General features: G+C 70.7%; 25 protein-coding genes. 10 read left to right on the forward strand and 15 right to left on the reverse strand.

Annotated elements, in window-relative coordinates; translation table 11 throughout:
- Positions 1 to 109: 109 nt before the first annotated feature.
- Both DS837_RS21415 and nadC read left to right on the forward strand, forming a co-directional pair.
- Positions 110 to 1,732 (forward strand): L-aspartate oxidase, encoded by a 1,623-nt coding sequence (locus tag DS837_RS21415; RefSeq protein WP_149166602.1) that lies wholly within the window; start codon positions 110 to 112, stop codon positions 1,730 to 1,732.
- On the forward strand, positions 1,717 to 2,550 hold the full coding sequence (nadC, locus tag DS837_RS21420) for a carboxylating nicotinate-nucleotide diphosphorylase (RefSeq protein ID WP_149166603.1): 834 nt from the start codon (positions 1,717 to 1,719) through the stop codon (positions 2,548 to 2,550). The genes DS837_RS21415 and nadC overlap by 16 nt, the downstream gene beginning before the upstream one ends.
- Before the next feature lie 51 nt (positions 2,551 to 2,601).
- Here nadC and DS837_RS32155 read toward each other — a convergent pair whose 3' ends face one another.
- The 6 genes from DS837_RS32155 to uraD form a co-directional block, all read right to left on the reverse strand.
- On the reverse strand, positions 2,602 to 2,769 hold the full coding sequence (locus DS837_RS32155) for a hypothetical protein (protein WP_170295939.1): 168 nt from the start codon (positions 2,767 to 2,769) through the stop codon (positions 2,602 to 2,604).
- Positions 2,766 to 4,007 (reverse strand): UDP-galactopyranose mutase, encoded by a 1,242-nt coding sequence (glf, locus tag DS837_RS21425; RefSeq protein ID WP_149166604.1) that lies wholly within the window; start codon positions 4,005 to 4,007, stop codon positions 2,766 to 2,768. The genes DS837_RS32155 and glf overlap by 4 nt, the downstream gene beginning before the upstream one ends.
- A gap of 157 nt (positions 4,008 to 4,164) precedes the next feature.
- Positions 4,165 to 5,208, reverse strand: a complete 1,044-nt coding sequence (locus DS837_RS21430) for a GMP reductase (RefSeq protein WP_149166605.1) — start codon at positions 5,206 to 5,208, stop codon at positions 4,165 to 4,167.
- Positions 5,209 to 5,361: 153 nt separating this feature from the next.
- A complete protein-coding gene (locus tag DS837_RS21435) occupies positions 5,362 to 6,609 on the reverse strand; it encodes a M20/M25/M40 family metallo-hydrolase (RefSeq protein WP_247890061.1) in 1,248 nt (415 codons plus the stop codon).
- On the reverse strand, positions 6,606 to 7,862 hold the full coding sequence (locus DS837_RS21440) for an allantoate amidohydrolase (protein WP_149166606.1): 1,257 nt from the start codon (positions 7,860 to 7,862) through the stop codon (positions 6,606 to 6,608). The genes DS837_RS21435 and DS837_RS21440 overlap by 4 nt, the downstream gene beginning before the upstream one ends.
- Positions 7,859 to 8,341 carry a 2-oxo-4-hydroxy-4-carboxy-5-ureidoimidazoline decarboxylase gene (gene uraD, locus DS837_RS21445; protein ID WP_247876300.1) on the reverse strand — a complete coding sequence of 161 codons (483 nt, stop codon included), beginning with the start codon at positions 8,339 to 8,341 and terminating at the stop codon, positions 7,859 to 7,861. The genes DS837_RS21440 and uraD overlap by 4 nt, the downstream gene beginning before the upstream one ends.
- A gap of 195 nt (positions 8,342 to 8,536) precedes the next feature.
- On the opposite strand from uraD, the gene uraH reads away from it, so the two are divergent.
- Entirely contained in the window at positions 8,537 to 8,899 is a 363-nt protein-coding gene (gene uraH, locus DS837_RS21450; protein WP_149166607.1) for a hydroxyisourate hydrolase, read from the forward strand.
- Here uraH and DS837_RS21455 read toward each other — a convergent pair.
- Positions 8,884 to 10,074: a urate hydroxylase PuuD gene (locus tag DS837_RS21455; RefSeq protein WP_149166608.1), complete on the reverse strand. Its 1,191-nt coding sequence runs from the start codon at positions 10,072 to 10,074 to the stop codon at positions 8,884 to 8,886. The genes uraH and DS837_RS21455 overlap by 16 nt on opposite strands.
- Before the next feature lie 146 nt (positions 10,075 to 10,220).
- On the opposite strand from DS837_RS21455, the gene DS837_RS21460 reads away from it, so the two are divergent.
- From DS837_RS21460 to DS837_RS21475, 4 genes are all read left to right on the forward strand, one after another.
- Complete coding sequence (locus DS837_RS21460) at positions 10,221 to 11,156, forward strand: LysR family transcriptional regulator (RefSeq protein ID WP_149166609.1); 936 nt, start codon at positions 10,221 to 10,223, stop codon at positions 11,154 to 11,156.
- Between the two features lie 87 nt (positions 11,157 to 11,243).
- Entirely contained in the window at positions 11,244 to 12,368 is a 1,125-nt protein-coding gene (locus DS837_RS21465; RefSeq protein ID WP_149166610.1) for a LacI family DNA-binding transcriptional regulator, read from the forward strand.
- A gap of 100 nt (positions 12,369 to 12,468) precedes the next feature.
- Entirely contained in the window at positions 12,469 to 14,328 is a 1,860-nt protein-coding gene (gene uvrC, locus DS837_RS21470; RefSeq protein ID WP_149166611.1) for an excinuclease ABC subunit UvrC, read from the forward strand.
- 232 nt (positions 14,329 to 14,560) lie between these two features.
- The gene (locus DS837_RS21475; RefSeq protein WP_247890062.1) at positions 14,561 to 14,791 is read left to right on the forward strand and encodes a hypothetical protein; all 231 of its coding nucleotides are present in this window, start codon (positions 14,561 to 14,563) and stop codon (positions 14,789 to 14,791) included.
- 82 nt (positions 14,792 to 14,873) lie between these two features.
- Here DS837_RS21475 and DS837_RS21480 read toward each other — a convergent pair whose 3' ends face one another.
- The 3 genes from DS837_RS21480 to DS837_RS21490 all read right to left on the reverse strand — a co-directional run bounded on the left by DS837_RS21480 (position 14,874) and on the right by DS837_RS21490 (position 16,139).
- Entirely contained in the window at positions 14,874 to 15,098 is a 225-nt protein-coding gene (locus DS837_RS21480; protein ID WP_247890063.1) for a hypothetical protein, read from the reverse strand.
- 47 nt (positions 15,099 to 15,145) lie between these two features.
- Positions 15,146 to 15,358, reverse strand: coding sequence for a hypothetical protein (locus DS837_RS21485; protein WP_147394556.1), 213 nt, complete (start codon positions 15,356 to 15,358; stop codon positions 15,146 to 15,148).
- Between the two features lie 229 nt (positions 15,359 to 15,587).
- Positions 15,588 to 16,139, reverse strand: coding sequence for a YcbK family protein (locus tag DS837_RS21490; RefSeq protein WP_149166613.1), 552 nt, complete (start codon positions 16,137 to 16,139; stop codon positions 15,588 to 15,590).
- Between the two features lie 565 nt (positions 16,140 to 16,704).
- Here DS837_RS21490 and DS837_RS21500 point away from each other — a divergent pair.
- The gene (locus tag DS837_RS21500; RefSeq protein WP_247890064.1) at positions 16,705 to 18,495 is read left to right on the forward strand and encodes a hypothetical protein; all 1,791 of its coding nucleotides are present in this window, start codon (positions 16,705 to 16,707) and stop codon (positions 18,493 to 18,495) included.
- 62 nt (positions 18,496 to 18,557) lie between these two features.
- Here the strand turns inward: DS837_RS21500 and DS837_RS21505 are convergent, their stop codons facing one another.
- Together DS837_RS21505 and DS837_RS21510 are read right to left on the reverse strand one after the other, a co-directional pair.
- A complete protein-coding gene (locus DS837_RS21505) occupies positions 18,558 to 18,752 on the reverse strand; it encodes a hypothetical protein (protein ID WP_149166614.1) in 195 nt (64 codons plus the stop codon).
- A 62-nt stretch (positions 18,753 to 18,814) separates the two neighbouring features.
- Positions 18,815 to 19,000, reverse strand: a complete 186-nt coding sequence (locus DS837_RS21510) for a hypothetical protein (protein ID WP_149166615.1) — start codon at positions 18,998 to 19,000, stop codon at positions 18,815 to 18,817.
- 294 nt (positions 19,001 to 19,294) lie between these two features.
- On the opposite strand from DS837_RS21510, the gene DS837_RS21515 reads away from it, so the two are divergent.
- Positions 19,295 to 21,391 (forward strand): YgiQ family radical SAM protein, encoded by a 2,097-nt coding sequence (locus DS837_RS21515; protein WP_149166616.1) that lies wholly within the window; start codon positions 19,295 to 19,297, stop codon positions 21,389 to 21,391.
- Positions 21,392 to 21,550: 159 nt separating this feature from the next.
- Here DS837_RS21515 and DS837_RS32800 read toward each other — a convergent pair whose 3' ends face one another.
- The gene (locus DS837_RS32800; protein ID WP_247890065.1) at positions 21,551 to 21,850 is read right to left on the reverse strand and encodes a hypothetical protein; all 300 of its coding nucleotides are present in this window, start codon (positions 21,848 to 21,850) and stop codon (positions 21,551 to 21,553) included.
- Positions 21,851 to 22,303: 453 nt separating this feature from the next.
- Here DS837_RS32800 and DS837_RS21525 point away from each other — a divergent pair, with 453 nt between their 5' ends.
- Positions 22,304 to 23,083: a C40 family peptidase gene (locus DS837_RS21525; RefSeq protein WP_149166618.1), complete on the forward strand. Its 780-nt coding sequence runs from the start codon at positions 22,304 to 22,306 to the stop codon at positions 23,081 to 23,083.
- Here DS837_RS21525 and cobA read toward each other — a convergent pair.
- Both cobA and DS837_RS21535 read right to left on the reverse strand, forming a co-directional pair.
- A complete protein-coding gene (cobA, locus tag DS837_RS21530; protein WP_425599267.1) occupies positions 23,006 to 23,938 on the reverse strand; it encodes a uroporphyrinogen-III C-methyltransferase in 933 nt (310 codons plus the stop codon). The genes DS837_RS21525 and cobA overlap by 78 nt on opposite strands.
- Positions 23,913 to 26,561, reverse strand: coding sequence for a nitrate reductase (locus DS837_RS21535; RefSeq protein WP_149166620.1), 2,649 nt, complete (start codon positions 26,559 to 26,561; stop codon positions 23,913 to 23,915). Before DS837_RS21535 ends, cobA begins: the two co-directional genes overlap by 26 nt.
- Between the last annotated feature and the right edge of the window lie 93 nt (positions 26,562 to 26,654).

Here is a 26,654-nt window from a genome sequence, read left to right on the forward strand (position 1 = left end):
GATTCTTGCCGGCACCCTCACCCTCCCACCGCGTCGCGGCGGGCCCCTCCCTCTCCCGGGACGGGAGAGGGGACTTTCTTCTCAAAATCCTCTCGTCGGGAGGCTTTCCATGCCCACCGCCTACACGGTCCGCGATTCGGAGGTGGTCGTCATCGGTTCCGGCATGGCCGGGCTGACCGCCGCCCTGCATCTGGCGCCGCGCGCCGTCACGCTGCTGACCAAGACCCCGGACCTGCCGGGCGGCTCCAGCAACCATGCCCAGGGCGGCATCGCCGCCGCCATCGGCCCCGGCGACGGGCCGGAGGCGCACGCCGCCGACACGGTGGCCGCCGGCGCCGGCTTCGTCGATGCGAACCGCGCCCTGCTGCTGACCCGCGAGGGGGCGGAGCGGGTGCGGGCGCTGCTTCTCGCCGGGCTGCCCTTCGACCGCGCCGCCGACGGCGCGCCCCTGCTGGGGCGGGAGGCGGCGCACGGGGCGGCGCGCATCGTTCATGCCGGGGGCGATGCCACCGGGGCGACCATCGTCGCCGCCTTGGCCGGGCGGGTGCGCGCCACCCCGTCGATCCGAGTGGAGAGCGACGCCTTCGCCGTCGATCTGGCGGTACGCCACGGGCGGGTCTGCGGCGTTCTGGCCTGCCACGCGGAAGGCTGGGTGTTCCACCGCGCGCCGCGCGTGGTGCTGGCCACCGGCGGGGTCGGCGGGGCCTACGCCCGCACCACCAACCCGCCGGAGGCGACCGGCGACGGGCTGGCTCTGGCCGCGCGGGCCGGGGCGCTGCTCGCCGACGTGGAGTTCGTGCAGTTCCACCCCACGGCGCTCGCCGTGGACGCCGATCCCGCCCCCCTGCTGACCGAGGCGCTGCGCGGCGCCGGGGCGCTTCTGCTCGACCGGCGCGGGGTCCGTTTCATGGCGGCGGAGCACCCGTTGGCCGAACTGGCTCCGCGCGACGTGGTGGCCCGCGCCATCGGCGCCCGCGTCGCGGCGGGGGAGCCGGTGCGGCTGGATATGCGCCCGGCGCTGGCCGCCAAGCCGGACGGCTTCCCCACCGTTCTGGCGCTCTGCGCCGCTCATGGGCTCGCCCCGTGGCGGGAGCCGGTGCCGGTCGCGCCGGCGGCGCATTACCACATGGGCGGGGTGGTCACCGATCCCGCCGGGCGAACCAGCCTGGACGGGCTGTGGGCCTGCGGCGAGGTCGCCTGCACCGGCGTCCACGGCGCCAACCGGCTGGCCAGCAATTCCCTGCTGGAGGCGCTGGTGTTCGGCGCGCGGGTCGCCCGCGACGTGGCCGGGCGGGACCTGCCTCCCCTGCCGCCCTTCGCCCTGCCCGAGGCGCCCGCCGTCGCCGGGGAGGTCGGGGCCGGCCTGCTCGACGCCATCACCGACGAATCCCGCCGCACGCTCTACCAGGGCGCCGGGCTGGTGCGCGACGGGGTGGGTCTGTGGACCGCCCGGCGCAAGCTGGACCGGCTCGCCGTGGCGCTCGACGCGCTGTGCGGCTATGGCCCGGCGGACCTCGCCGCCGTCCGCCGCTGGGGCGAGGCGCGCAACCGCCTGCTGGCCGGGCGGCTGATCGTCCACGCCGCGCTCGCCCGCAGCGAAAGCCGCGGGGCGCATTTCCGCACCGACTTCCCGCAGGAAGACCCGGCGGCGCAGCGCCACCGCTTCACCCTCACCGACCTGACCGGGGCCGCCGGCCCCCTTTCCGGAGACGCCGCATGCTCCATCCTCTGACCTATGAACCGATCGTCCGCGCCGCCCTGGCGGAGGACCTCGGGCGGGCCGGCGACATCACCACCGACAGCATCGTCCCGGCGGACGAAGTGGCGACGGCGCGGGTGGCCGCCCGCAAGGACGGGCGCGTCGCCGGGCTGGAGGTCGCCCTGTCCGCCTTCCGCACCCTCGACCCGGCGGCGGAGCTGCGGGTGGAGCATGGTGACGGCGCCGACGTGGCGCCCGGCGCCACCATCGCCACCGTGACGGCCCGCGCCCGCGCCCTGCTGACGGCGGAGCGCACGGCGCTGAATCTGCTGGGCCGCCTGTCCGGCATCGCCACCGCCACCCGCGCGCTGGTGCGCGAGGTCGAGGGGACCCGCGCCCGCATCGTCTGCACCCGCAAGACCACCCCCGGCCTGCGCGTGCTGGAGAAGCAGGCGGTGCGGCTGGGCGGCGGCTTCAACCACCGCTTCGGGCTCGACGACGCGGTGCTGGTCAAGGACAACCACATCGCCGTGGCCGGCGGCATCCGCCCGGCGGTGGAGCGCGTCCGCGCCGCCATCGGCCACATGGTGAAGGTGGAAGTCGAGGTGGACACGCTGGCCCAGCTTGAGGAGCTGCTGGCCCTGCCGGTCGACGTCGTCCTGCTCGACAACATGGACCCGGAGACGCTGCGCCGCGCTGTCGCCATGGTCGACGGCCGCATGGTGACGGAGGCGTCGGGCAACGTCACCCTGTCCACCGTGCGCGCCATCGCCGAGGCGGGGGTGGACATGATCTCGGTCGGCTGGCTGACCCACAGCGCGCCGAACCTGGACGTCGGGCTGGACATGTAAGGGACCGAATGGGGAGGGGACGCGCCGTCCCCTCCCCACGGAACGCGGTCCTCAGTGCCCCGTGAAGTTCCGGTGCTGCACGGTGTTCTCCTCGCTCAGCCGGACCGAGGGGGCGGCGAAGGTCTCGTCGGCGGTGCGGCCCAGCGTGCCCTCCAGGATCACGCTGGCGCCGATGGCGAGAACGACGGCGGTGGCCAGGGCCATTCCGAACGCTTTCATGAGGCTTCCCTCCTGCTGTGGACCGGAGCGGCCGGTTGGGCGGCGCCGATCCCGGAAATGCCGCGCGCCCCCTCCGCCACGGCGCCTTCGGCCTTGGCGATGCGGGTGTAGAGCGCCAGCGCCTGCGCCACCACCTGATCCATGTTGTAGTAGCGGTAGGTCGCCAGCCGTCCGACGAAATGGACGTTCGGCGTGGCGTCGGCCAGTTCCTGGTACTTGCGGTAGAGGGCCGCGTTCTCCGCGCGGGGAATCGGGTAGTAGGGGTCGCCCTCCGCCGACGGGTATTCGTAGGTCAGGCTGGTCCGCGGGTTCGTCTGACCGGTCAGGTGCTTGTATTCGGTGATGCGGGTGTGCGGCACCTCCTCGCCGGGGTAGTTCACCACGGCGACGGGCTGGAACCATTCCTGATCGACCGTCTCGTGCCGGAAGGTCAGGGAGCGGTAGGGCAGCTTGCCGAAGCGGTGGCCGAAATACTCGTCCACCGGTCCGGTGAAGATCAGGTTGCGGTAGCGCGCGTCGCGCACCACGTCGCGGAAATCGGCGCCTAGGCGGATGGTGATGTTCGGGTGGTCGAGCATGTTCTCGAACATCCGCGTGTAGCCGTGCAGCGGCATGTTCTGGAAGCTGTCGCCGAAATAGCGGTCGTCGTCGTTGGTCCGCGTCGGCACGCGGGCGGTGACCGCCTTGTCGAGGTCCGACGGGTCGAGGCCCCATTGCTTGCGGGTGTAGCCGCGGAAGAACTTCTCGTACAGCTCCCGCCCGACCGCGCCGACCACCACGTCCTCCGACGTGCGGACGTCGGCCACCGGTTCCGCGCGGCTCTTGAGGAATTCTGCGACCCCGGCCTCGTCGAGGTCCAGCCTGTACAGTGTGTTGACCGTCGTCCGGTTGATCGGGATAGGGACGAGCTGCCCGTCCACATGGGCGAGCACCCGGTGCTCGTAGGGCCGCCACTGGGTGAAGCGGGACAGATAGTCCGCCACCGGCTGCGAATTGGTGTGGAAGATGTGCGGGCCGTAGCGATGGATCAGCACGCCCGCGTCGTCGTGATGGTCGTAGGCGTTGCCGCCGATGTGGGGGCGCCGGTCGATCAGCAGCACCCGCTTGTCCAGCCCCGCCGCCAGCCGTTCCGCCAGCACGCTGCCGGCGAAGCCCGCCCCGACGATCAGGTAATCGAAAACCGCCGGCCCGTCCGTCCGCCCCACATACGCTGGAGCGGCTCCATCGAAATCACGCATAAGCTCTGCCTTCCTCGTCCCGCCAAAAGGCGGACGGGTGGGGCAAGCCGTCCGGCGCCCCACCCGTCCGCACATCCTGCGAACGGTGGAAGCCGCCGGTGGTTCCGGAGGAAGACGGTCGAGAAGGAGGTACCGATGCAGGGTACCTCCCGTGGCATCACCCCCCGAAGACGGTGTTCAACTGCGCTCCGACGCGGACGAAGGTGGTCCGCTTCGACACCTCCTTCAGCTTGGTGGCGCCGATGTAGGTCATCATGCTGCGCACGCCGCCCATGATCTCCTGCATCGTGCCGTCGATCGGTCCACGATAGGGGACCTCCACGGTCTTGCCCTCCGACGCGCGGTAGGAGGCAACGCCGCCCGCGTACTTGTGCATCGCCGTGTCGGACGACATGCCGTAGAAGGTCATCGCCACCGGCACCGTCTGCCCGCCGCGCTCCTCGTAGCGGATGTCGCCCTCGCACTCGTCGTGGCCGGCCAGCATGCCGCCGAGCATCACGAAGTCCGAACCGGCGCCGTAGGCCTTGGAGATGTCGCCCGGAACCGTGCAGCCGCCGTCGCCGCAGACCTGCCCCTTCAGCCCGTGGGCGGCGTCGGCGCATTCGATGATGGCGGAGAGCTGCGGATAGCCGACGCCGGTCATCTTGCGCGTCGTGCAGACCGACCCCGGCCCGATGCCGACCTTGATGATGTCGGCCCCGGCGAGCAGCAGCGCTTCGGTCATGTCGCCGGTCACCACGTTGCCGGCCATGATGACCATGTCCGGATTCTCCGTCCGCAACCGGCTGATGACGCGCACGAAGCGTTCCGTGTAGCCGTTGGCGACGTCCAGGCAGAGCTTGGCCACCGGGGCCTTGGCCTTCACCGCCTGGAACTTGTCGTAGTCGGCCTCGGTCGTGCCCAGCGAGTAGAAGACGTTGGCCGTGTCCTCGTCGCGGAAGAAGGGGATCAGGGCTTCGGCCGGGTAGTGCTTGTGCAGGGCGGTCATGGCGCCGAAGCGCGACAGGGCGCGGGCGACGGCCATGGTGCCGACCACGTCCATGTTGGCCGCGATCAGCGGGAAGCCCGTCCATTCCAGCCCGCTGTGGACGAAGCGGAAGGTCCGCTCGATGTCCACGTCGTTGCGGCTTTCCAGGGTGCTGCGCTTCGGGCGGATCAGCACATCCTTGAAGTCCAGCTTCAGATCGTTCTCGATGATCACCGGCGGGTCGTCCTTGTCGTTCTCATCGTTGTGGAGGCGTTATTGCCCCCACCCCGGCCCTCCCCCGCTGCGCAGGGGAGGGAGATTCATGTCCCCTCCCCTGCGCCAGCGGGGGAGGGTTAGGGAGGGGGCAGCGTCAGCGCCAATGCACCTTCACCCCTCGCCCAGCACCTCCAACAGCGCCAGCGCCACAACCTCCGTCGCCTTGAACAGGTCGGACAGCGGCAGGCGCTCGTCGGCGCGGTGGGCGTTGGCCTCCTCGATGGTGTGGGGGCCGGCGCCGAACAGCGCGATGGGCACGCCCGCGTCCGAGTAATGGCGCGCGTCGGTGTAGAGCGGCACGCCCTTGGTCTCCACCGTCTCGCCCATCACGCGGCTGGCCTGGGCGCAGAGGACGGCGGCCAGCCGGTCGGTGCCGGGCAGCGGGGTCAGCGGGCGGGCCAGCAGGATGCGGCGGACCTCGACGCGGACCTTCGGGAAGGCCGCGGCCGCGTCGGCGATGACCGCGCGCAACGCCCCCTCCACCGTCTCCGGCGCCTCCTCCGGGATCATGCGGCGGTCGAGGCGCAGGGTCACGCGGTCCGGGACGACGTTGGTGTTGATGCCGCCCTTGATCAGCCCGACCGTCAACTGCGGCGAGCCGATGCCCCCCACCGCCGACACGGTGCCGGCGTAGCCCTTGCGGTGCTCGTAGAGCCCGCCGAGGATCGCGGTCGTCGCCTCCAGCGCGTCGATGCCGGTCATCGGCAGGGCGGCGTGGGCGGACTTGCCGGTGACCTCGACCTCCAGATGCAGACAGCCGTTGTGCGCGGTGACGACGCCGTAGCTGAAGCCCGCGGCGATGGCGAAGTCCGGCTTGGTCAGCCCCTCGTCGAGCAGCCATTTCGGCCCGATCTCGCCGCCCGCCTCCTCGTCGTAGGTCAGGTGCAGTTCCACCGTGCCGCGGTCAAGACCGGCCTTCTCAAGCGCCAGCAGCGCATAGGTGTAGGTGACGAAGTCGGACTTCGAGACGGCGACGCCGCGCCCGTACATCCAGCCGTCCACCACCTCCGCCCCGTAGGGGTCGCGGGTCCAGCCCTCGCCCGGCGGCACCACGTCGCCGTGAGCGTTCAGCGCCACCGTCGGCCCGTCGCCGAAGCGGCGGCGCACGATCAGGTTGGTGGCGGAGATCATGCCGTTGGCCCGCACCAGCTCCGCCGGGACCGGGTGGCGCTCCACCGTCAGCCCCATGGCCTCCAGCAGCTCGGCGGCCCGCTCGGCGTGGGGGGCGCAGTCGCCGGGCGGGTTGTCGGAGGGCACCTTGACCAGTTCGGCCAGGAAGCGGACCTGCTCGTCGCGGGTCTGCTCCAGGAACGCGCGGATGGCCTGTTGAGCGGTGTCGGTCCGGGCAGTGTTGGTCATGGTGTCGGGGTCTCGTGCTCGAAGTGGCGGATGATGTCCAGGAGGATCTGCACCGACAGGTCGGCGTCCTCCGCGGTGATGGATTCGGCGGGGTTGTGGCTGATGCCGCCCGCACAGCGGACGAACAGCATGCCCATCGGCAGCACGCCGGCGAAGGCCATGGCGTCGTGCCCGGCGCCGCTGGGCAGCGACAGGGGACGGACACCGGCGCGGATCACGGCAGCCTCGATCTGCCGCCGGATGCCGGGGGAACAGGGGGCCGCCGCCGCGTCGTGGGTGGTCTCCACCGCCAGCTCCACGCCGCGGCGGGCGGCGATGCCCTCGAAGTCGGCGAGGATGGCGGCGCAGGCGTCGCGCCGCACGGCGTCCTCCGGCGCGCGGACGTCGAGGGTGAAGACGACCTCGCCGGGGATGACGTTGACGGCGCCCGGCTTCGCCTCGATCCGGCCCACCGTCGCCACCAATCCGGCATCGGGGGCCCCGGCGTCCGAGGCCGCGGCCACCCGCTCCGCCGCCAGGGTCATCTCGGCGGCGGCGGCCAGCGCGTCGCGGCGCAGCGCCATGGGCACCGTGCCGGCGTGGCCGGCCATGCCGCGCAGCCGGACGGCGAAGCGCGTGGCCCCGTTGATGGCGGTGACGATGCCGACCGGCAACCCTTCGGCCTCCAGCACCGGCCCCTGTTCGATGTGCACCTCCAGGAAGGCCAGCGCCTCCCCCGGCTTGCGGGCCGCCGTGGCGATGGCCTCGGGGTCGCCGCCGAAGGCGCGCAGCGCGTCGGCCATGCGCACGCCGTCGCGGTCGCGCGTCTCCAGCGCCGCCCGGTCGAAACGGCCCGCGACGGCGCGGCTGCCGGTCAGCGTCACGGGGAAGCGCACGCCTTCCTCGTCGCCGAAGCCCAGCACCTCGATGGCGAAGGGCAGCCGCTCGCCGCGCCGGTCCAATTCCGCCACCGCGGCGATGGCGGCGAGCACGCCAAGGTTCCCGTCATACCGGCCGGCGTTGCGCACCGTGTCGATGTGGGAGCCGATCAGCAGGGCCGGCGCGCCCGGCACGGTCCCCTCATAGCGGCCGACCACCGTGCCCGCCGGGTCGAGCCGGGCGTTCATCCCGGCCTTGCCCATCAGCTCCATCAGCCAGTCCGCGGCGGCGCGGTGCTGGGTCGTCAGGAACAGGCGGGTCAGCAGCCCCGGCTCCTCCGTGAAGCCGGCAAAGGCGTCCAGCCGCGCCATCAGGTCCGCGCCAAACACCGTCATGGGATCATGTCCTTCAGGCGCAGCCAGGTGATGCGCTCGACCTGGGCCAGCGCCGTGGCGAACTCCTCCTCCGGGCCGTTGGACAGGCGGGTCTCGAACGCCTCCAGGATGTCGGCGCGGCTGCGGCCCTTGACCGCCAGGATGAAGGGAAAGCCGAAGCGCGCCTTGTAGGCGTCGTTCAGTTCGGTGAAGCGGGCGAACTCCTCGGGCGTGCAGCGGTCCAGCCCGGCGCTGGCCTGCTCCGCCGTGCTGTCGGCGGTCAGCTCGCCGCGCAGCGCCAGCCGGCCCGCCAGATCGGGGTGAGCGTTCAGCAGCGCCAGCTTCCGGTCGTGGCCGGCGGCGCGCAGGACGGCGACCATCGCGGCGTGCAATCCCTCCGCATCGTCGGGCAGGTTTCCGGCATCCCAGGCGCCTTCGGCGACCCAGGGCGAATGTTCGAACACGCCGCCGAATCGGGCGACGAAACTTGCACGGTCCATCTCGCTCGGTCGCATCCCGGCCTTCCCTGATCGGTCTCCTGCCCCGCAGCATACCCGCAATCGCCGGGGTCCGCTTTTTCGATCCGTTTGAAAGTCTTTTTGCGCAGGCCCCGTTCGGACCGCGCGGCGGTGCGGTGTAAAGTCACTTATCCCTTCTCCCCAGGGAGGAGAAGGGATTCACGAGAGGAGAGACCCATGTCCGGAAGCGGGCGCCTGACCACCCATGTTCTCGATACGACGCACGGACGGCCCGGCGCCGGGATCGCCGTCATCCTCTACCGCATCGACGGGGAGCGGCGGGAGCGGCTGACCCAAACCCGCACCAACGCCGACGGACGCTGCGATGCGCCGCTCCTCGCCGGGGCCGACCTGACGCCGGGCGTCTACGAGCTGGTGTTCGAGGCCGGCGACTATTTCCGCGCCTCCGGCCTGGAAATCGTCGAACCCGCCTTCCTCGACGTGGTGCCGATCCGCTTCGGCGTCGCCAACGCGGACCAGCACTATCACGTGCCGCTGCTCGTCTCCCCCTACAGCTACTCCACCTACCGGGGCAGCTGATCGGTCCAGGCGGCGAGCAGGCGGCGCTCCTCCGGCGTGATCCCGGTGACGTTGCCGGGGGGCATCGCGTCGGACAGCGCCGCCCAGGTCCGGATTTGGGAGGCGTGGCGGCTGATCGCCTCCGCGCTGTCCAGCATCACGCCGCGCGGCGCCACGCCGATCCCCTCCCACACCGGCTGCGCCGCGTGGCACATGGAGCAGCGGGACAGCACCACCTCCTCCACCTGCGCGAACTCGACCCTGGCCGGTTCGGTGGCGGCGCTCTCGGTCCGCGTGCCGGCGGCGCTCAAGCCGATGATGACGGCGACGCCCGCGGCGGCCACCGCCCAGGTCCACCAGGGCGACGGCTTGCCGGCGTGACGGCTGTTGAAGAAGTGGCGGATCACCGCCCCCACCACCAGCACCACCGCCACGATCACCCAGCTGTAGCGCGTGCCGAAGGCCAGCGGGTAGTGGTTGGAGATCATCAGGAAGACGACCGGCAGCGTCAGGTAATTGTTGTGCAGCGAGCGCTGTTTGGCCTGCTTGCCCAGCGCCGGGTCGGGCACTTGGCCCGCCTTCATGGCGGCCACCGCCTTGGTCTGGTTGGGGATGATGATGCGGAAGACGTTGGCCGACATCATCGTGCCGATCAGCGCGCCCACATGCAGCATCGCCGCCCGCCCGCTGAAGACGTGGCTGAGGCCCCAGGCGACCAGCACCAGGAAGACGAAGCCCGCCGCCGCCAGCTTCACGTCGTCCTTGCCCAGCGGCGACTTGCACAGCCGGTCATAGACGTGCCAGCCCAGCCCGAGGGCGCCCAGGCTGAGCAGCACCGCGCCCCACCAGGGGATGTCCAGCACCGCCGGGTCGATCATGTAGAGCGTGGCGCCGTGGTAGTAGAGCACCGACAGCAGCGCGAAGCCGCTGAGCCAGGTGGCGTAGGCTTCCCATTTGAACCAGGTCAGCTTCTCCGGCAGTTCCGCCGGGGCGACCGTGTACTTCATCATGTTGTAGAAGCCGCCGCCGTGGACCTGCCACGCCTCCCCTGCCACGCCGGGGGGCAGGCCGTCGCGCCGCCGCAGGGACAGGTCCAGGTGGATGAAATAGAAGCTCGACCCGATCCAGGCGATGGCCGTGACGACGTGCAGCCAGCGCACCAGAACGTTGACCCACTCCCAGATGATCGGCTCCATGCGCGCGGCCTCTTCCGTTCGGTGATCCTCACCCTGAACTCTACGGTTGCCGCAGCGCAGCGGGGAAGCGGATGCGTGCGCCAGCACTTTCAAAAAAAACGGAAAGGTGGGAAGATTCCCCATGGCGTGTGGGGAAAGGGCCAAGCGTGGCGCTGCTGGAGAACATGCGGGTGTTCGTGCGGGTGGTGGAGCTGGGCAGCCTGTCCGCCGCCGGGCGCAGCCTGCGCCTGTCGCCCGCCGTGGTCAGCCACCGACTGCAAAGCCTGGAAGAGCATCTGAACGCCCGCCTGCTGAACCGCACCACCCGGCAGGTGCAGTTCACCGAGGCCGGGAAGGTCTTCTTCGAACACTGCCTGGAGGTTCTGGAAGCGGCGGAGCGGGCGGAGAGCAGCGTCGGCGCCATCGGCGGGGCGCCGGTGGGCAGCCTGCGCGTGACGGCGCCGCTGGGCTTCGGGCGGCGCATCCTGGCCCCGATGGTGCCGCGCTTCCACGCCGCCTACCCCCAGGTGGACCTGCGATTGCGCCTGTCCGACCATCTGCTGGATCTGCTGCGCGAGGCGACCGACGTCGCCATCCGCATGGCGCCGCTGAAGGATTCCAGCTTCGTCGCGCGCAAGATCGCCGACCTGCCGCGGGTGCTCTGCGCCGCCCCGTCCTACCTGGAGCGACGGGGCGTGCCGGCCCGGCCCGAGGAACTGCTGTCCCACCACTGCCTGCTGCTGCGCTTTCCCGGCTCGCAGCAGTTCCAATGGACGCTGAACACCCCGCAAGGCGCGATGACCCTGCCGGTGTCCGGCCAGTTCGACGCCGACGACGGCGACGTGCTGACCGGCTGGGCGCTGGCCGGGGAAGGCATCGTGCTGAAGCCGCTGTGGGAGGTGGCCGACCATCTGCGCCGCGGGGAGCTGCGCGTCGTCCTGCCGCATTGCCCCCCGGAGCCGGTGACGCTCGCCGTGCTCTACCCCCACCGCAACCTTTTGCCCGCCAAGATCCGCGTCTTCATCGACTTCTTCGCGGAGCAGGCGCGCGCCGCCCTGGCGGACACGGAAATGGCCGGAGCGGAACCGAATGCCGCGCCCTGACCGTTCCCGCATTTCCCCCGCTTTTCCAACGGCGTGCTATGATGCCGCCTCGCCGCGCGGCGGGGTTCGCCGCAGGGAAGGACGAGAATGACCGCACAGCCGCCCGCCAAGCCGTTTCCGCCGAAACCCGCCAAACCCATCCGCAAGAAGACCCGCCGCGCCACCGAGCGGCTGACCATGACGGACGTGGCCAACGCCGCCGGCGTGTCGCCCAGCACCGTCTCGCTCTATCTGCGCAAGCCGGAGGCGGTGTCGGAGGAGCTGGCGACCCGCGTGCGGACGGTGATCGACCAGCTCGGCTACGTGCCGAACCTCGTCGCGGGCAGCCTCGCCGCGGCGAAGAGCCGGACGGTGGGGGTGATCCTGCCCTCCATCACCAACTCCTTCTTCGCGGAAACCTACAACACGCTGCAAAGCGCCTTCCAGACCGCCCATTACCAGACGCTGCTCGGCGTCAGCGAGTTCGATCCGCAGCGGGAGGAGGAGCTGATTCGCGCCTTCCTCGCCTGGTCGCCCGCGGCGGTGGTGGTCACCGGCCTGCACCATACCGAGCGGACGCGCGCCATGCTGCGCTCCTCCGGTGTGCCGGTGGTGGAGATGTGGGACATCCCCTCCGCCCAGACCCCGGCGGTGGACATGACGGTCGGCTTCTCCCACTTCGAGGTCGGGCGCCGGCAGACCGCCCATCTCTACGACCAGGGCAGCCGCAAGGTCGCCTACATCGGCGCCGCCGTGCACCAGGACATGCGCGTGCGCAGCCGCACCGACGGCTATGAGGACGAGGTGCGCCGCCGCGGCCTGCACGAGCCGATCGCCTTCACCGCCCCCGACACCGCCTCCACCCCCGTCGGCATCTGGCTGATCGACGAGGTGTTCGCGCTGCATCCGGACATCGACGGGGTGGTCTGCTCCAACGACGCCATGGCGCTGGGCGTGCTGTTCGAGGCGAACCGGCGCGGGCTGAGCGTGCCCGACGATCTGGCGGTGATCGGCTTCGGCGACCTGACCTTCAGCGCCGCCTGCCTGCCGCCGCTGTCCACCGTGCGCCCGCCGCAACGCGAAATCGGGGAGTTGGCCGCCGGCCAGATCCTGGCCCGGCTGAACGGCACGACGGTGGCCCAGCCGCATCATGGGCTGGATTGCGAGCTGGTCGTCCGCGACAGCACCCGCCCGGATGCCGATGCGGGCGTGGAGCGGCAAAGGGCGGGATGAGTCCTGGCCTGAAGGACAGGGCTGACGATTGTCCCTTGTCCCCTGTTCGTTCCCCTGCTTCCTTCCGCGCCATCGTGATTAGCACACCGGGTTAGGGACCATGGCCGGCTTGGCTGTAGATGGAGCCGCGGTGATCCGCGCCACCCTGCCGACGCTGCCGGACACGCCGGGCGTCTACCGGATGATCGGGGCGGACGGGCGCATTCTGTATGTCGGCAAGGCGAAGAACTTGAAGCGCCGGGTGGCCAGCTACACCCGAACGGACGGGCTGCCCAACCGCACCCGCCGCATGGTGACGCTGACCCGCTCCATGGAGTTCGTCACCACCCACACCGAGGCGGAGGCCCTCCTGCTGGAGGCGAACCTGATCCGCCGCCTGCTGCCGCCCTTCAACGTGCTGGTGAAGGACGACCGGTCCTTTTCCTACATCGCTTTGGGCGAGGGACACGAGTTTCCGCGGTTGATGCACCATCGCGGCAGCGCCGACCGGCATGGCAAGAAACGCGACCTGTTCGGCCCCTACGCCTCCCCCGCCCTGGTCGGCATGACCATCGGGGCGTTGCAGCGCGCCTTCCTGCTGCGCAACTGCGACGACGCCACCTTCACCGCGCGCACGCGGCCCTGCCTCCAGCACCAGATCAAGCGCTGCTCCGCCCCCTGCGTCGGCCGCGTCTCGGCGGAGGAGTACGCCGCGCAGATGCAGGGCGTGCGCGATGTGCTGACCGGGCGCAGCGCCGCCGTCCAGGCGGAGTTTGCACGGCACATGATGGATTGCTCCGACCGGCTGGCCTACGAGGACGCCGCCCGTTGGCGCGACCGCATCCGCGCCCTGACCGCTCTGCAAAGCCGCCAGGACATCAATCTGGAAGGCGTGCTGGAAGACGCCGACGTGCTGGCCGTCCATGCCGAGGGCGGGACCGCCTGCGTCCAGGCCTTCTTCTTCCGCGGCGGGCGCAACCAGGGCACCCGCGCCTTCTTCCCCCGGCACGACGGCGAGGAGGAGCCCGCCGCGATCCTCGCCGCCTTCGCCGCCCAGCTCTACGAAGGGACGCCGCCGCCCCGTCACCTTCTGCTCAGCCACGCCATCCCCGAGCGCGCCCTGCTCGCCGAGGCGCTGACCCTGGCCGCCGGGCGGCGGGTCGAGGTGGAGGTGCCCCAGCGCGGCCCGAAGCGCCGCGTCGTCGAACACGCCCTGACCAACGCGCGCGAGGCGCACGGCCGCCGCATGGCCGAACGCTCCGCCCAGGGCAAGCTGCTGGCCGGGGTGGCCCGCGTCTTCGGCCTCCCCAGGACTCCGGCCCGGATCGAGATCTACGACAACTCGCACATCCAGGGGGCTTTCCCGGTCGGCGCCATGGTGGTCGCCGGGCCGGAGGGCATCCAGCGCAACGCCGGACGCCGCTTCCACATCAAGGACCCCGCCGCGGCCGGCGACGATTACGCCATGCTGCGCGAGGTGCTGACCCGCCGCTTCGGGCGCGCGCTGCGCGAGGACCCGCAGCGCGGCGGCGGCCAATGGCCCGATCTGGTGCTGATCGACGGGGGCTTGGGCCAGTTGAACACCGCCCGCGCGGTCCTGGACGGGCTGGGCATCGCGGGCGTGCCGCTGGCCGCCATCGCCAAGGGTCCGGACCGCGACGCCGGGCGCGAGCGCTTCTTCCTGCCGGACCGCGAGCCCTTCCGGCTGGAGCCCAACGACCCCGTGCTGTACTTCCTGCAACGGCTGCGCGACGAGGCGCACCGGACGGCCATCGACGCCCACCGCACCCGCCGCCTGAAGGCGATGGACCACACCCGCATCGACGGCATCCCCGGCGTCGGCCCGTCGCGCAAGAAGGCCCTGCTGCACCATTTCGGCAGTTCCACCGCCGTGGCCTCGGCCGGGCTGAAGGATCTGGAGGCGACCCCCGGCATCAGCGCGGCGCTGGCCCGGCGGGTGTTCGAGCATTTTCATGGGTAGGGGATCAGTGGCCGCGGTTGCCCCCACCCCGGCCCTCCCCCGCTAACGCAGGGGGGGAGAAAAGTCCCCACCCCCGCCCAGCGGGGGAGGGTTAGGGTGGGGGCAAAAACGCCGCCCGAATTATTCCAAGGACACCGATGCAGCCGCCGCTCATCAGTCCTGCGTTTGCGCGGTTTTTGGTTAGTGCTTCCTTAACCCGACGGGATCATGGTCCGCCCACCGCAAACAGAGCATGCACGCAGGGCGCCTGACCATGGGCCAGAAGACCATCAAGTTCTCCGACAAGAACGGCTACCGTGACGTCGAACTCGACAGCCTGCCGCGCAACGTGCGCGCCGCCGTCACCGACATGGCCGCGAAGAACCCCGTCGCCGGCATCATCATCGACCAGACGGGCATGCTGTACCGCATTCACCTGACCGAGCCGGCGAACGTCTATCTGGACGTGCTCTCGGTCGCCTGAACCGCGGCACATCCCCTGAAGAAACGGCGGCGCACCCGGTGCGCCGCCGTTTCCATTTCAGCGTGCCGTCACGAGCGTTCGGTCACTCCGGCAGGACGGTCACCGTGCGGTCCAGGGCATCGCGCGGAACCGTCGAGCCGAAACCGGACAGGATCGCGCGGGCGTGCCCCGGTGCCAGACCGGTCATCCGGGCCAGGTCGCCGGCGTTCAGCCCCTGCTGTTCGGCGGCGTGGCGGATGCGTGTGATGGCGTCGCGTTTCTCCGTGCGGTCCATGGCGCTGCTCCGTTTGCGGACGTGATGGGTCATGCGGTCCTCCTGTGCCGGCGGGCAGGGAGAGGCGGGTTTGCGGCTCCTCAGTGCGGGCGACCTTCCAGGCGGCGCAGCGCGCGGTCGAGCGTGCTCACGGGCATCATGAACACGGTGCCGCCCAGCACCGCCCGGACATCCTCGATGTCCAGGCCGGTCGCCGCGGCAACGCCACGCTCGTCCAGACCGCGGTCTTCGGCGATCACGGCGATCCAGCCCGCCAGCGTGCGGGCCTGGGCCATCCGGGCCGGGTCCGTCAACGGGTGACGATGCGCCGATAAGCTGCGGCCTCGGGGGGCCGCATGGTCGGTTGGGGTTAGCATGGGCTCCTCCCAAAGAGCATTGGCCTGATCCTAAGGCCTTCTTTTTCGGGCTATGGTGCGCTTCCTCCGTCCTGCGCACAATCCATCCATCGGCGTAATGCCCTTCGCCCGATGCCCCCTGGCAAAAGGTTCTGCGACGAAAAGTCCCGATTCCGCGCCGCCACGCTCAGGCTCCAACCCAGCGCCGCGTCGGCCCGGTGTCCACATGGACGAAGTTCCGCTTCGCGTAGCAACCCGCCCCGCCCTCGCCGAAGGACAGGGCGCAGCGATAGAGGTCCACCGCGCGCCGCCCCTGCAGGCGCAGGTCGACCGCCCGCCCCTGCAGATGCAGGCTGCCCGTCGCCGCTCCCTTGACCCGGCGGTTGGTTTCCTGGGACCGGAAGGCCGACAGCACTTCGAACGGATGCTGGCTGTCCAGCTTCTCCTGCATTTCCGACAGGCGGTTCAGCAGGGCGAGATCGATGCGGTGGCAGTCGTCGCTGCGATGGTCGCGCAGAACCCAGTCGATGCGGGCCATCGCCTCCGCCACCGGGCGTCCCTCCGCCCAATAGACTCCGTCGAAGCCCTCCCCCGTTAGGCAGTTGTATATTCGCAGCGTGCGCTCCGGCGCCGGCTCCCACGCCGCGGCGGTGCGGCTGTTGCAAACACCGACCGCCACGGCGGCCCCCAACCCGAAGATGCCGCGGCGCGTCAGCGCGGACGCGGCGGGCTGGTCCATCCCGGATTTCTGGGGAGACGTTTGAAAGGGAAGAGGCGGACAGCGGCGGGACGGAGCGTTCAGCGTGGACAAGAAAGACGACGACATAAAAGGCATGGAACCACCGGTGCGTTGCGTTACCGAAGCCGAGAACAGGGAAAACCGGGAAATGTCGGCACACCTTATCGACGGCGGGGGATGCGCGTCGGTGAGCCGGGCGTGCCGCGGGGACGGGAAAGACCCTCAGCCAGTGTTCGGGTCCTCCCGTGTCGAGTCCCCTGTCCGGCGGCGGGTAAACCGGATAACGGCCCGACCGTTCCGCCGCGGCGGGTAGCATACGGTAGTTTACGTCCCGTTCGGCGGGGGTACCCCTCGCCGCATTCGGTCCGGCGCCTCAGGCCTTTGGATGACCGGCCTATCCCAACGATCAGAGAAGCGGGCGGACTTCGGGAACATGGTCCGGCCTAAAAGCACAGGGCCGATGGACATCAGTTTTTCCCAATGAAAGAATGCCGGCAACACATCGACCCACCCCTTTTGAGAAGGAACGCCCGTCGTCTTTCTCAACGTTCGGGAGACGTCACGAATGACCGAGGAAACTCCGCCCGCGCAGGGGTGGGCATTGGACCATCGTGCCGTCAGGACTCAGCTTGAGCGGATTTTGGCGAGCGTCCATTTCGACGCGTCGGATCGCAACCGTCGCTTCCTGCGCTATGTGGTCGAGGAATGCCTGGAAGGGCGGGCGCAGCAGATCAAGGCCTATTGCATCGCCGTCAGCGTCTTCAACCGGGAGCCGAGTTTCGACCCGCAATCCGATCCCATTGTGAGGCTGGAGGCCGGGCGGCTGCGCCGCAGTCTGGAGCATTACTATCTGACCGCGGGCCGCCACGACCCGATCCGCATCGTCGTGCCGAAGGGCGGTTATGCCCCTCGCTTCGAAAAGCTGAGCGACGATCCGTGCCTTGACCCGCCCTGCCCCCCCGTTCCGGCGGCGGACACATCTCGGCGCCCCATTTCTCCGCGCATCGCCGGGCTGGCCGTCGTGGTGCTGATCGCGGTCGGGCTGGTGGGGCTGCTGATCGGTCGCAACCTCGCCACCCCCATCGAGGCGGAGGAGGCCCTGGCGCTCGGCCCCCATTCCATCGCGGCCGCCACGGGGCCGGGGGTGAGCGACCCGAGGACGGCCCGGTCCCCGGCAGTCGATGCATCGATGACCATTGTCGTCGGCCCCTTCCGCACCACCGGCCAGTCGGCGGAGGATGGCGCTCTCGCCGCAATGCTGACCGACGAGATCGCCAGCGGCCTCGCCAACCGCACCGATCTTTCTGTGCGGATCGACCCGCCGCCCACCACCGCCCTGCCCCATCAAGGACTTCGCCTGTCTGGAAGCCTTCAGGCACACGACGCGGCGGTTCGCCTGGTCGTGCACTTGACCGACCTCGCCACCGGGGCGGTGCTGTGGTCCAGCAGTCTGGACCGGCCAGCCGGGCCGGAGGGAGCACCCACCCCGCAGTCCCTGGCGGTCGGCATCGTCGAGCCGCTCACCGCTGCGCAAGGCCCCTTGCTGCCGGTTGCCACCGCGCGTCTGCGCGCGAAACCGGCCGCCAGCCTGTCGCCGCGTGAGTGCGCCGTCCTCGCCACCGGACGGCATGAAATCCCGCCGGCCGAGCGGGCCGCCTTGAGCGGTTGCCTGACCTCCGGGGCTAGCGCGCTGACGACCAGCGCCGGCGAGGCCGCCCGCCTCTGGTCGGCGCTGTCCCTGCTGCAATCCGATGCCTATCGTGCGGAGCGGAACGACGCCACGCTGAACGAAGCCTTGGCTGCCGCCCTGCGCGCCACCGAACTGGAGCCGACATCGCTGCGCCCGTTGACGGCACTCTACACCGCCTATTGTCTGGGCGGGCAATACGCCCCCTGCTTTGCCACCGGGCAGCGCGCCTTGCAGGCTTCACCCGGGAACGCCCATGTGCTGGGTGACCTCGGCCTGTGGCATGTCGAAGCCGGGCAGTCCGCGAAAGGTCTGCCACTGCTGGAGCAGGCGATGGAGCGCGACCCCGCGCAGCGGGAACGGCTCCTGCCCGCCTACAGCCTCGCCCTCCAGCGTCATGGACACCCGGACAGCACGAAGCTGGAGTTCGAGGTGACCGCCGCCGCCCCGGCCCAGGCCGCCCTGGCGGTCGCCTTCGTGCAGATGGGCCGGATGGACGAGGCCAAGGCGGCGGCGACACGGGCATTGGCGGCGGACCCCGATTTCGCCCGCCGCGCCGCGCGGGAGCAACGCATCCAACCCCTGCCCCCGACGCTGGACGCGGCCATCCGCAGCAGCTATGCCATGGTCGGACTGGCCGCGCCCGCGGGCGAGAGCATCACCCGGTAGCTCTCATACCCAGTCGTTCTCATACGACGTCGTATGATGAAACCGACGACGCTTCCGACACGTCAGCCGGTGCCCGGCTGGACGGAGCCGTCATCCTCTTCCGCCCGCCGCCGCAGCTCGTCCGACGTCGTTCCGGCGGGTACGGCGTCCTGCAGCGTCCCATCGCCGGGCGTCTTGGTCTTGTCCTCCAACGGGGACTCTTTCCCCGCCTCAGCCCCCGCCTGGGGAGGGCGGTCGGGTGTCTTCTCTTCAGCCATGGCGAACCTCCGCTTGTTGTGGTTCCAGCGAACAACGCCCGCAGTGCCTGCGGGGGTCCCCGTCACGGCCGGGGTGCACTGTCCGGAGAGTCGCCCGTGCCCGGCGCCTTATCCTTTCTGGTCTCGGCGCCCGGTCCTTCGATGTTCTGGAAGCCCATCTTCTCCTCGTCGATGGCGGGGTCGGCGCGGGTGTTCTTGATGTCGAGCGGTTCGTCGCGCTGGTCGCCATAACGCTTGTCGGTGCTCATGGTCCACTCCTGTCCATGGGTGAGGCTTTCGTCTCCGCCCTTCCCAACAGGGTGCCGGGAGACCTGTTGCAACAGGCCCCTTGCCGATGGCGGCCCGGCTGCACACATCACGGCGTCATAATCGCGTATAAAGTTGACCCCGACGGTCAGGCAATCCTTGACCGCGCCGCGGCACTTCCGTAGGGACTCGCGCGGTGGACCATGCCGGACAAGACCGGTATGAACCGGCACCCGACCATCAAGCACCCCGCCCCGGCAGCGCCTCGCGCACCGGCGGCCCGAACGGAGAGCGTCATGCTCAACGAAGCCACGCCCACCGTCGCCGTTCCGGCGGCGCGGGACATCTTCTCCCTCCCCCGGCACCGGACGGAGGCCCGGCGCCCGGCGCCCTTCCTGCCGATGACGCGGGCGGAGATGGACCGGCTGGGCTGGGATTCCTGCGACATCGTGGTGGTGACGGGCGACGCCTATGTCGACCATCCCAGCTTCGGCATGGCGATCATCGGGCGGCTGCTGGAGGCGCAGGGCTTCCGCGTCGGCATCATCGCCCAGCCGGACTGGAGCAGCGCGGAACCGTTCAAGGCGCTGGGCAAGCCGAACCTGTTCTTCGGGGTGACCGGCGGCAACATGGACTCGATGGTGAACCACTACACCTCGGACCGCCGCCTGCGTCACAACGACAGCTACACCCCCAACGACGCGGGCGGCAAGCGGCCCGACCGCGCGGTGATCGTCTACAGCCAGCGCTGCCGCGAAGCCTACAAGGACGTGCCGATCGTGCTCGGCGGCATCGAGGCGTCGCTGCGCCGCATCGCCCAATACGACCATTGGAGCGAGAAGGTGCGCCGCTCCGTCCTGGTCGACGCCAAGGCGGACATCCTGTGCTACGGCAACGCGGAGCGCGCGATCATCGACGTCGCCCACCGCATCGCCGCCGGGGAGAAGGCGCGGGAGATCGACGACATCCGTGGCACCTCCATCGTCCGCAGCCGCGTGCCCGACGGCTGGACCGTCCTCGACAGCAGCAGCATCGACGAGCTGACCCCCGCCGCGCCGCGCGCCGCCGGGGCCGACCGCACGGTGGTCCGCCTGCCCTCCTTCGAGCAGGTCAGCGCCGACAAGCTGCTCTACGCCCACGCGTCGCGCGTGCTGCACCAGGAGAGCAACCCCGGCAACGCCCGCGCGCTGGTGCAGCGGCACGGCGACCGCGAGGTCTGGCTGACCACACCGCCGATCCCGCTGACCACGGCGGAAATGGACGGGGTCTACGGCCTGCCCTACGCCCGCGCCCCTCACCCGTCCTACGGCGACGCGCGCATCCCGGCCTGGGAGATGATCCGCTTCTCGGTGAACATCATGCGCGGCTGCTTCGGCGGCTGCTCCTTCTGCTCCATCACCGAGCATGAGGGGCGCATCATCCAGAGCCGGTCGGAGGAGTCGATCCTCAAGGAGGTCGAGGAGATCCGCGACAAGGTGAAGGGCTTCACCGGCGTCATCTCCGACATGGGCGGGCCGACCGCCAACATGTACCGCATGGCCTGCAAGGACCCGGAGATCGAGAAGGTCTGCCGCCGCCCGTCCTGCGTCTTCCCGGACATCTGCAAGAACCTGAACACCGATCACAGCGACCTGATCCAGCTCTATCGCAAGGCCCGCGCCATCCCCGGTGTGAAGAAGATCAACATCGCCTCGGGCCTGCGCTACGACCTCGCCGTCCGCAGCCCGGAGTATGTGAAGGAACTGGTGACCCACCACGTCGGCGGTTACCTGAAGATCGCGCCGGAGCACACCGAGCCCGGCCCGCTGTCCAAGATGATGAAGCCGGGCATCGGCACCTACGACCGCTTCAAGGAGATGTTCGAGAAGGCGGCCAAGGCGGCGGGCAAGAAGCTCTACCTGATCCCCTACTTCATCGCCGCCCACCCCGGCACCAGCGACGAGGACATGATGAACCTCGCGCTGTGGCTGAAGCGAAATGGCTTCAAGGCCGATCAGGTGCAGACCTACCTGCCCTCCCCCATGGCGCTCGCCACGGCGATGTATCACAGCGACCGCAACCCTCTGCGCCCGATCCGCCGCGAGGGCTCGGAGACGGTGTTTTCCGCCAAGGGGCTGAAGCAGCGCCGCCTGCACAAGGCCTTCCTGCGCTACCACGACCCGGAGAACTGGCCGGTGCTGCGCGACGCGCTGAAGGCGATGGGCCGCAGCGACCTGATCGGCCCGGGCGAGCATCAGCTCGTTCCGGCTTGGCAGACGACGGGGGGTGTGGGCAAGGCGGAGAAGCCCAAGGCGGATAGGCCGAAGCCGGGCAAGACCTTCTACACCCAGCAGGCCGGCAAGGGCCGCCGGGCGCCGGCCAAGACCGGCAAGCCGACGGGGCGGGCACGGTAGCCTTTCATCCCCTCTCCCGCCCCGGGAGAGGGAAGGGGCCCACGCGCCAGCGTGGGAAGGGTGAGGGTACCGGCAAGGAGCAGCGCCCCATTCTCGGCCTTACCCTCACCCGGCGCCTGTGGCGCCACCCTCTCCCGGGGCGGGAGAGGGAAAAAGACCTCAGCAGTCGTTGAGCGCCTTGATCCGTTCGATCAGCGCCAACCCGTCGCGCTCCGCCAGCGCGACCTCGGCGGCGCCGTCGCAGGTGCGGCCGTTCACATAGACGTAATGGTAGCGCACGCGCACGGCGTCCCTGCCGATGGGCTCCGCGGCCAGCAGGCGGACGGGAACGCTCATGTTGCCGTAGAAGCGGTTCATCGACGCGATGTCGTAAGCCCCGCTGCCCCGCTTCTCGGGAACGAAGTAAGTGTTGGCCCGCGCGGCGTCGGCCTGCCCCAAGGCCTCATAAAAGGCGCGCACCGCCGCGACCCCGTCGGTCGGTTGGGGGCGTGGCGTGGGCGGATGGATTTGGGCCGGGTCAGCGCTCGCGGCGGGCTGCGGGATGGACGCAGGGTTGGCCGCGGGCTGACCCGGCCGGACCACCGTGGCCGCCGGGGACGGCTGCGGTGGAACGAGGACCGGCGGGGCAGGGGGCTGCTCCACCGCCGAAGAAGGAGCCGGAGAGGGAATGGGCTTCGGCACGAGCCGCAGGGGACTTTCGGTCGCCATTTGGGCGGCCGTCTGCGCCGTGGCTGCACCGGCCAGCAGACATACCCCTGTCGCTGCCGCGAGCCCCAGACGCCTCACACGGTTGCCCATCGCACTCTCCTGTCGAAAAGCGTCAAATCCATAGCAAATCCCCACCTCCCGGAGGATTGTCCGGAACGGTCCTCTGGCTTGCATTCCGGCGGGGCGGGCTCTAGCGTGACCGGCATGACCGATGCACTGACCACCCCGATCCGACGCCTCGCCGCCCCGCAGGCCGTTCTCCTGGAGCAGCCGAGGCACGGCGTCCCGCAAACCAGCGAGATGCTGTTCGGTGAGACATGTACGCCGCTCGACCGGGATGGCGACTGGCTGAGGGTGGAAAACCGCACCGACGGGCATGTCGGCTGGCTGCCCCCCGGCACGGACCTGACGGAGCCGGTCGCCCCGACCCACCGCGTGTCGGGACGCATGGCGAACCTCCACCCCGAGCCCACCCACAAGGCGGTGCCGGTGGCGGCGCTGAGCTTCGGCAGCCTCGTCACGGTGGCGGAACCGACCGACAGCGGCTGGGTCCGGCTGGACAACGGGCTGTGGACGTTCGGCAAGCGGCTGGAGCCGGTGGCCGTGCCGCTGGACCGCGTTCCGGTGGAGACGGCGCTGCGCTTCCTGGAGACGCCCTATGTCTGGGGCGGGCGGAGCGCCTTCGGCATCGACTGTTCCGGCCTCGTCCAGGTGGCACTTGGGGCAGCGGGGATCACCACCCACCACAGCAGCGGGATGCAGCGCAACGACGACCGGCTGGGGCCGATGGTCTCGGCTGACGGGCGGGGGATCGATTACCGCCGCGGCGACATCGTGTTCTTCCCCGGCCATGTCGGCATCATGCTGGACGGCGCCACGCTGCTGCACGCCACCGTCTTCACCATGTCAGTCGTGACCGAGCCCCTGGCCGACGTGGCCGCTCGCGCCGAGGGCATCACCGGCGTCCGCCGCCCGCTCGTCTAGCGCCCAGCCGATCAGAAGCAGCGTCGGGCCGTCGCCCGCCGCCACGCCCCGCTCGGCCATGGCGCCCAGCGTCGTGCGGTGGTGGCGTTCGTCGGGGCGGCAGCCGTTCTCCACGGCCAGCACCGGCGTGTCGGGGGACAGGCCGCCGGCGGTCAGGCCGCGCCCGACGCGGCGGGCGGCCTCGCGGCCCATGTAGATCGCCAACGTGCCCTTGGGGTCGGCCAGCCGCGCCCAGTCGGGCTCCGTCGCGTCGCCCTCGCGGGCGTGGGCGGTGACGAAGGTGACCGCACGCGACACGCCGCGCTTGGTCAGCGACAGCCCGGCGCTGGACGCGCAGCCGAGTGCCGCGGTGATTCCGGGGATCACCGACACGCTGATTCCGACACGCTCCAGATGCTCGATCTCCTCGCCGGCCCGGCCGAAGATCATCGGGTCGCCGCCCTTCAGCCGGACGGTGCGCCGCCCGCTGCGGGCCTCCGCCGCGATCAGCGCGTTGATGGCCTCCTGCGAGTGGGAGTGCTGGCCCGACCGCTTGCCGACGCAGATCAATTCCGCCTCCGGCTGCGCCAGGGCGAGGATGCCCGGCCCGACGAGATGGTCGTAAAGGATCACCTCGGCCTGCGCGATGGCCCGCGCCGCCGCGACGGTCAGCAGGTCGGGGTCCCCCGGCCCGGCGCCGACCAGCGTGACGTGCGGCGTCCGCCCGGAGACTTCCGGGATGGCGCGGGCGACGCGACGGGCCGTGCGTGGACGCAATGCGGAACCCAGCGCAGCACGCAGGGCGACGATGAAGTTGAAACGCTTCCCGCCGGGCGGAGAGCGAAGGCCGTCAAGCCACATGGCAGCGCTGGGCATCGGCAAGGATCTCCTTGAGTTCGGGGATGCAGGAACCGCAGTTGGTCCCGGCCCGCAGGGCCGTTCCGACCTCCTGGACCGTGGTCAGGCGTTGGCTTTGGATGGCGGCGATCAGGCGGTTGACGCCGACGCCGAAGCAGGAACAGACCGTCCGCCCCTCGTCCGACATGGGAACCGGCGACCGGCCGGAGAGCAGGGCGCGACGGGCGGGACCGTCCAGCGCCTCCGCCGACAGCAGTTCGATCAGCCAAGCGCGGCTCGGCAAACCGCCGGAGGTGGACAGGAACAGGCAAGCCTCCAGCCGGTCGTGGGTCACCCAGGCGCGGCGCAGCACGCCGCGGGCCGCGTCGCTGTAATCGACGGTCGCCCCGGCGAAGCCGAACGCCAACGCGTCGGGGGCGGGCAGGGCGCCCTCGCCGGCCAACTCGATCAGGTGGCCGCCGGGGACGGCGCGGCGGGACCAATAGCCAACATGGGCGGGCTCCACCGGGTCGCGGGCGATCAGGAAGCCGGTCCAGGCGGCAGGGTAGGGGACGACCGTCACCGGCATCCGTTTCAGGTCGGGCTGGCCGGACAGGGGGTCCACCGCCATGTCGTCCACCAGCCGCCCGACGACGCAGGAGGCGGTGAAGCGGTCGGTCCAGTGCATGGGCAGGAAGGCCTCCCCCACCCGCTGCGCATCGGTCACGCGCAGCCGGGCCAGCGCCGTGCCGACGGGAGTCGAGAGGCTGACCAAGGCGCCGTCCGCCAGACCGCGCGCCACCGCGTCCTGGGGGTGAAGGTCCAGGCAGGGTTCCGGCGCGTGGGCGGAGAGGCGCGGCGACAGGCCGGTGCGCGTCATGGTGTGCCACTGGTCGCGCAGGCGGCCGGTGTTCAACATCAGCGAACCCGGCTCCACGGAGCGGGGCAGGGGACGGGAGGTGACCGGGACGAAACGCGCCCGCCCGTCCTCGGTGAAGAAGCGTCCGTCGGTGCAGAGGCGGCGCGTCGGACCCTCACCGACCCGCCGCGGCCAGGGGGCGGGAGCGAGCGTTTCAAATTCAGCGTTGGACAGCCCGGCAAGGTCGCCGATGTCGAAGGCGCGGGTGCCGCCGTTCTCGAAGGCCGACAGGGCGGCGTGCTCGCGGAAAACGTCGGCGGGCGTCCCGAAGGGGAAAGCGTCGGTGAAGCCCATCGCGCGGGCGACCTGGGTGACGATCCACCAGTCGGGCCGCGCTTCCCCGGCCAGGGGGCGGAAGGCCCGCTGGCGGGAGATGGTGCGATCGGAGTTGGTGACGGTGCCGTCCTTCTCGCTCCAGCCCGCGGCGGGCAGGCGGATGTGGGCCAGCCGCGCCGTGTCGGTGTCGGCGACGCAGTCGGAGACGATGACCGTCTCGCACCGCGCCAGCGCGCGGCGGACGCGGGCGGCGTCGGGCATGCTGACCGCCGGGTTGGTCGCCATCACCCAGACGGCGCGGACGGTGCCCGCCTCCACGGCGCGGAACAGGTCCACCGCCTTCAGGCCGGGCTTGTCGGCCACCCGCGGCGCGTTCCAGAAGCGGCGCAGCCGGTCCACCGATTCCGGCTCGAACCCCATATGGGCGGCGAGTTGGTTGGCGAGCCCGCCGACCTCGCGCCCGCCCATGGCGTTGGGCTGGCCGGTGACGGAGAAGGGCCCCATGCCCGGCGCGCCGATCCGTCCGGTCAGGAAATGGACGTTCAGGATGGCGTTGACGGTGTCCGTCCCCTGGGACGACTGGTTCACCCCCTGGGAGTAAATGGTGACCGTGCGGCGGACCGTTGCGACTTCAGCGTAGAAGGCCTCGATCTCGGCCAGCGGCACACCGCAGCGGGCGGCGACATGGGCGGGGGAGGGCGCGTCGGCGCGGGCGGCCTCCAGCGCCTTCGCCAGACCGGCGGTGTGCTCCGCGACGAAACGAGCGTCGATCAGCCCGCGGTCGGCGAGATGGACGAGCAGCCCGTTGAACAGCAGGCCGTCGGTGCCGGGGCGGATGGGCAGGTGCCGGTCGGCCCCGTCCACCGCGGCGGTGCGGCGCGGGTCGATGGCTATGACGCGGGTGCCGCGCGTCCGCTTGGCCGCCAGCAGCCGCTGGTTCAGGATCGGGTGGCACCAGGCGAGGTTGGAGCCGACCAGCAGGACCAGATCGGCGTCGTCCAGGTCCTCGTAGGTCACCGGCACCGCGTCGGCGCCGAAGCCGCGCTTGTGGCCCGCCACGCTGGAGGCCATGCAGAGGCGCGAGTTGGTGTCGATGTTGGCGGTGCCGAGGAAGCCCTTCGCCAGCTTGTTGACGGCGTAATAGTCCTCGGTCAGCAATTGGCCGGAGACGTAGAAGGCCACCGAATCCGGGCCGTGTTTGGCGATGGTGTCGGAGAGGCGCGTTGCGACGGCGGCGATGGCCTCGTCCCAGGCGACGCGCCGCCCGTCCACCTGCGGGTGGAGAAGCCGTTCGCCGAGGCCCAGCGTGTCGGGCAGGTTGGTGCCCTTGGAGCAGAGCTTCCCCCGGTTGGCCGGGTGGTCGGGGTCGCCGGAGACGGAGACGGTGCCGTCGCCGGAGACGGAGGCCAGCACGCCGCAGCCGACGCCGCAGTAAGGGCAGGTGGTGCGGACTGTGTGCCCTCCCATTTCCCTCTCCCGCCCCGGGAGAGGGTGCCCGCGCAGCGGGCGGGTGAGGGTCGCGCCAGGATCGAGGCACTGATCCTCGAGGGTACCCTCACC

The organism is Azospirillum brasilense (assembly GCF_008365405.1).
Taxonomy (GTDB): Bacteria; Pseudomonadota; Alphaproteobacteria; order Azospirillales; family Azospirillaceae; genus Azospirillum; species Azospirillum brasilense_D.

Coding starts and splice junctions, on each gene's coding strand:
- DS837_RS21490 (WP_149166613.1), bottom strand. CDS start 16,139: ATGGACCAGCCCGCCGCGTCCGCGCTGACGCGCCGCGGCATCTTCGGG.
- DS837_RS21440 (WP_149166606.1), bottom strand. CDS start 7,862: ATGACGGTGTTTGGCGCGGACCTGATGGCGCGGCTGGACGCCTTTGCC.
- DS837_RS21455 (WP_149166608.1), bottom strand. CDS start 10,074: ATGGAGCCGATCATCTGGGAGTGGGTCAACGTTCTGGTGCGCTGGCTG.
- DS837_RS21475 (WP_247890062.1), top strand. CDS start 14,561: ATGCACGCAGGGCGCCTGACCATGGGCCAGAAGACCATCAAGTTCTCC.
- DS837_RS21535 (WP_149166620.1), bottom strand. CDS start 26,561: ATGGGAGGGCACACAGTCCGCACCACCTGCCCTTACTGCGGCGTCGGC.
- DS837_RS21500 (WP_247890064.1), top strand. CDS start 16,705: ATGACCGAGGAAACTCCGCCCGCGCAGGGGTGGGCATTGGACCATCGT.
- cobA (WP_425599267.1), bottom strand. CDS start 23,938: ATGCCCAGCGCTGCCATGTGGCTTGACGGCCTTCGCTCTCCGCCCGGC.
- DS837_RS32155 (WP_170295939.1), bottom strand. CDS start 2,769: ATGAAAGCGTTCGGAATGGCCCTGGCCACCGCCGTCGTTCTCGCCATC.
- uraH (WP_149166607.1), top strand. CDS start 8,537: ATGTCCGGAAGCGGGCGCCTGACCACCCATGTTCTCGATACGACGCAC.
- nadC (WP_149166603.1), top strand. CDS start 1,717: ATGCTCCATCCTCTGACCTATGAACCGATCGTCCGCGCCGCCCTGGCG.
- DS837_RS21505 (WP_149166614.1), bottom strand. CDS start 18,752: ATGGCTGAAGAGAAGACACCCGACCGCCCTCCCCAGGCGGGGGCTGAG.
- DS837_RS21525 (WP_149166618.1), top strand. CDS start 22,304: ATGACCGATGCACTGACCACCCCGATCCGACGCCTCGCCGCCCCGCAG.
- DS837_RS21515 (WP_149166616.1), top strand. CDS start 19,295: ATGCTCAACGAAGCCACGCCCACCGTCGCCGTTCCGGCGGCGCGGGAC.
- glf (WP_149166604.1), bottom strand. CDS start 4,007: ATGCGTGATTTCGATGGAGCCGCTCCAGCGTATGTGGGGCGGACGGAC.
- uvrC (WP_149166611.1), top strand. CDS start 12,469: ATGGCCGGCTTGGCTGTAGATGGAGCCGCGGTGATCCGCGCCACCCTG.
- uraD (WP_247876300.1), bottom strand. CDS start 8,341: ATGGACCGTGCAAGTTTCGTCGCCCGATTCGGCGGCGTGTTCGAACAT.
- DS837_RS21465 (WP_149166610.1), top strand. CDS start 11,244: ATGACCGCACAGCCGCCCGCCAAGCCGTTTCCGCCGAAACCCGCCAAA.
- DS837_RS21415 (WP_149166602.1), top strand. CDS start 110: ATGCCCACCGCCTACACGGTCCGCGATTCGGAGGTGGTCGTCATCGGT.
- DS837_RS21510 (WP_149166615.1), bottom strand. CDS start 19,000: ATGAGCACCGACAAGCGTTATGGCGACCAGCGCGACGAACCGCTCGAC.
- DS837_RS21435 (WP_247890061.1), bottom strand. CDS start 6,609: ATGACCAACACTGCCCGGACCGACACCGCTCAACAGGCCATCCGCGCG.
- DS837_RS21480 (WP_247890063.1), bottom strand. CDS start 15,098: ATGACCCATCACGTCCGCAAACGGAGCAGCGCCATGGACCGCACGGAG.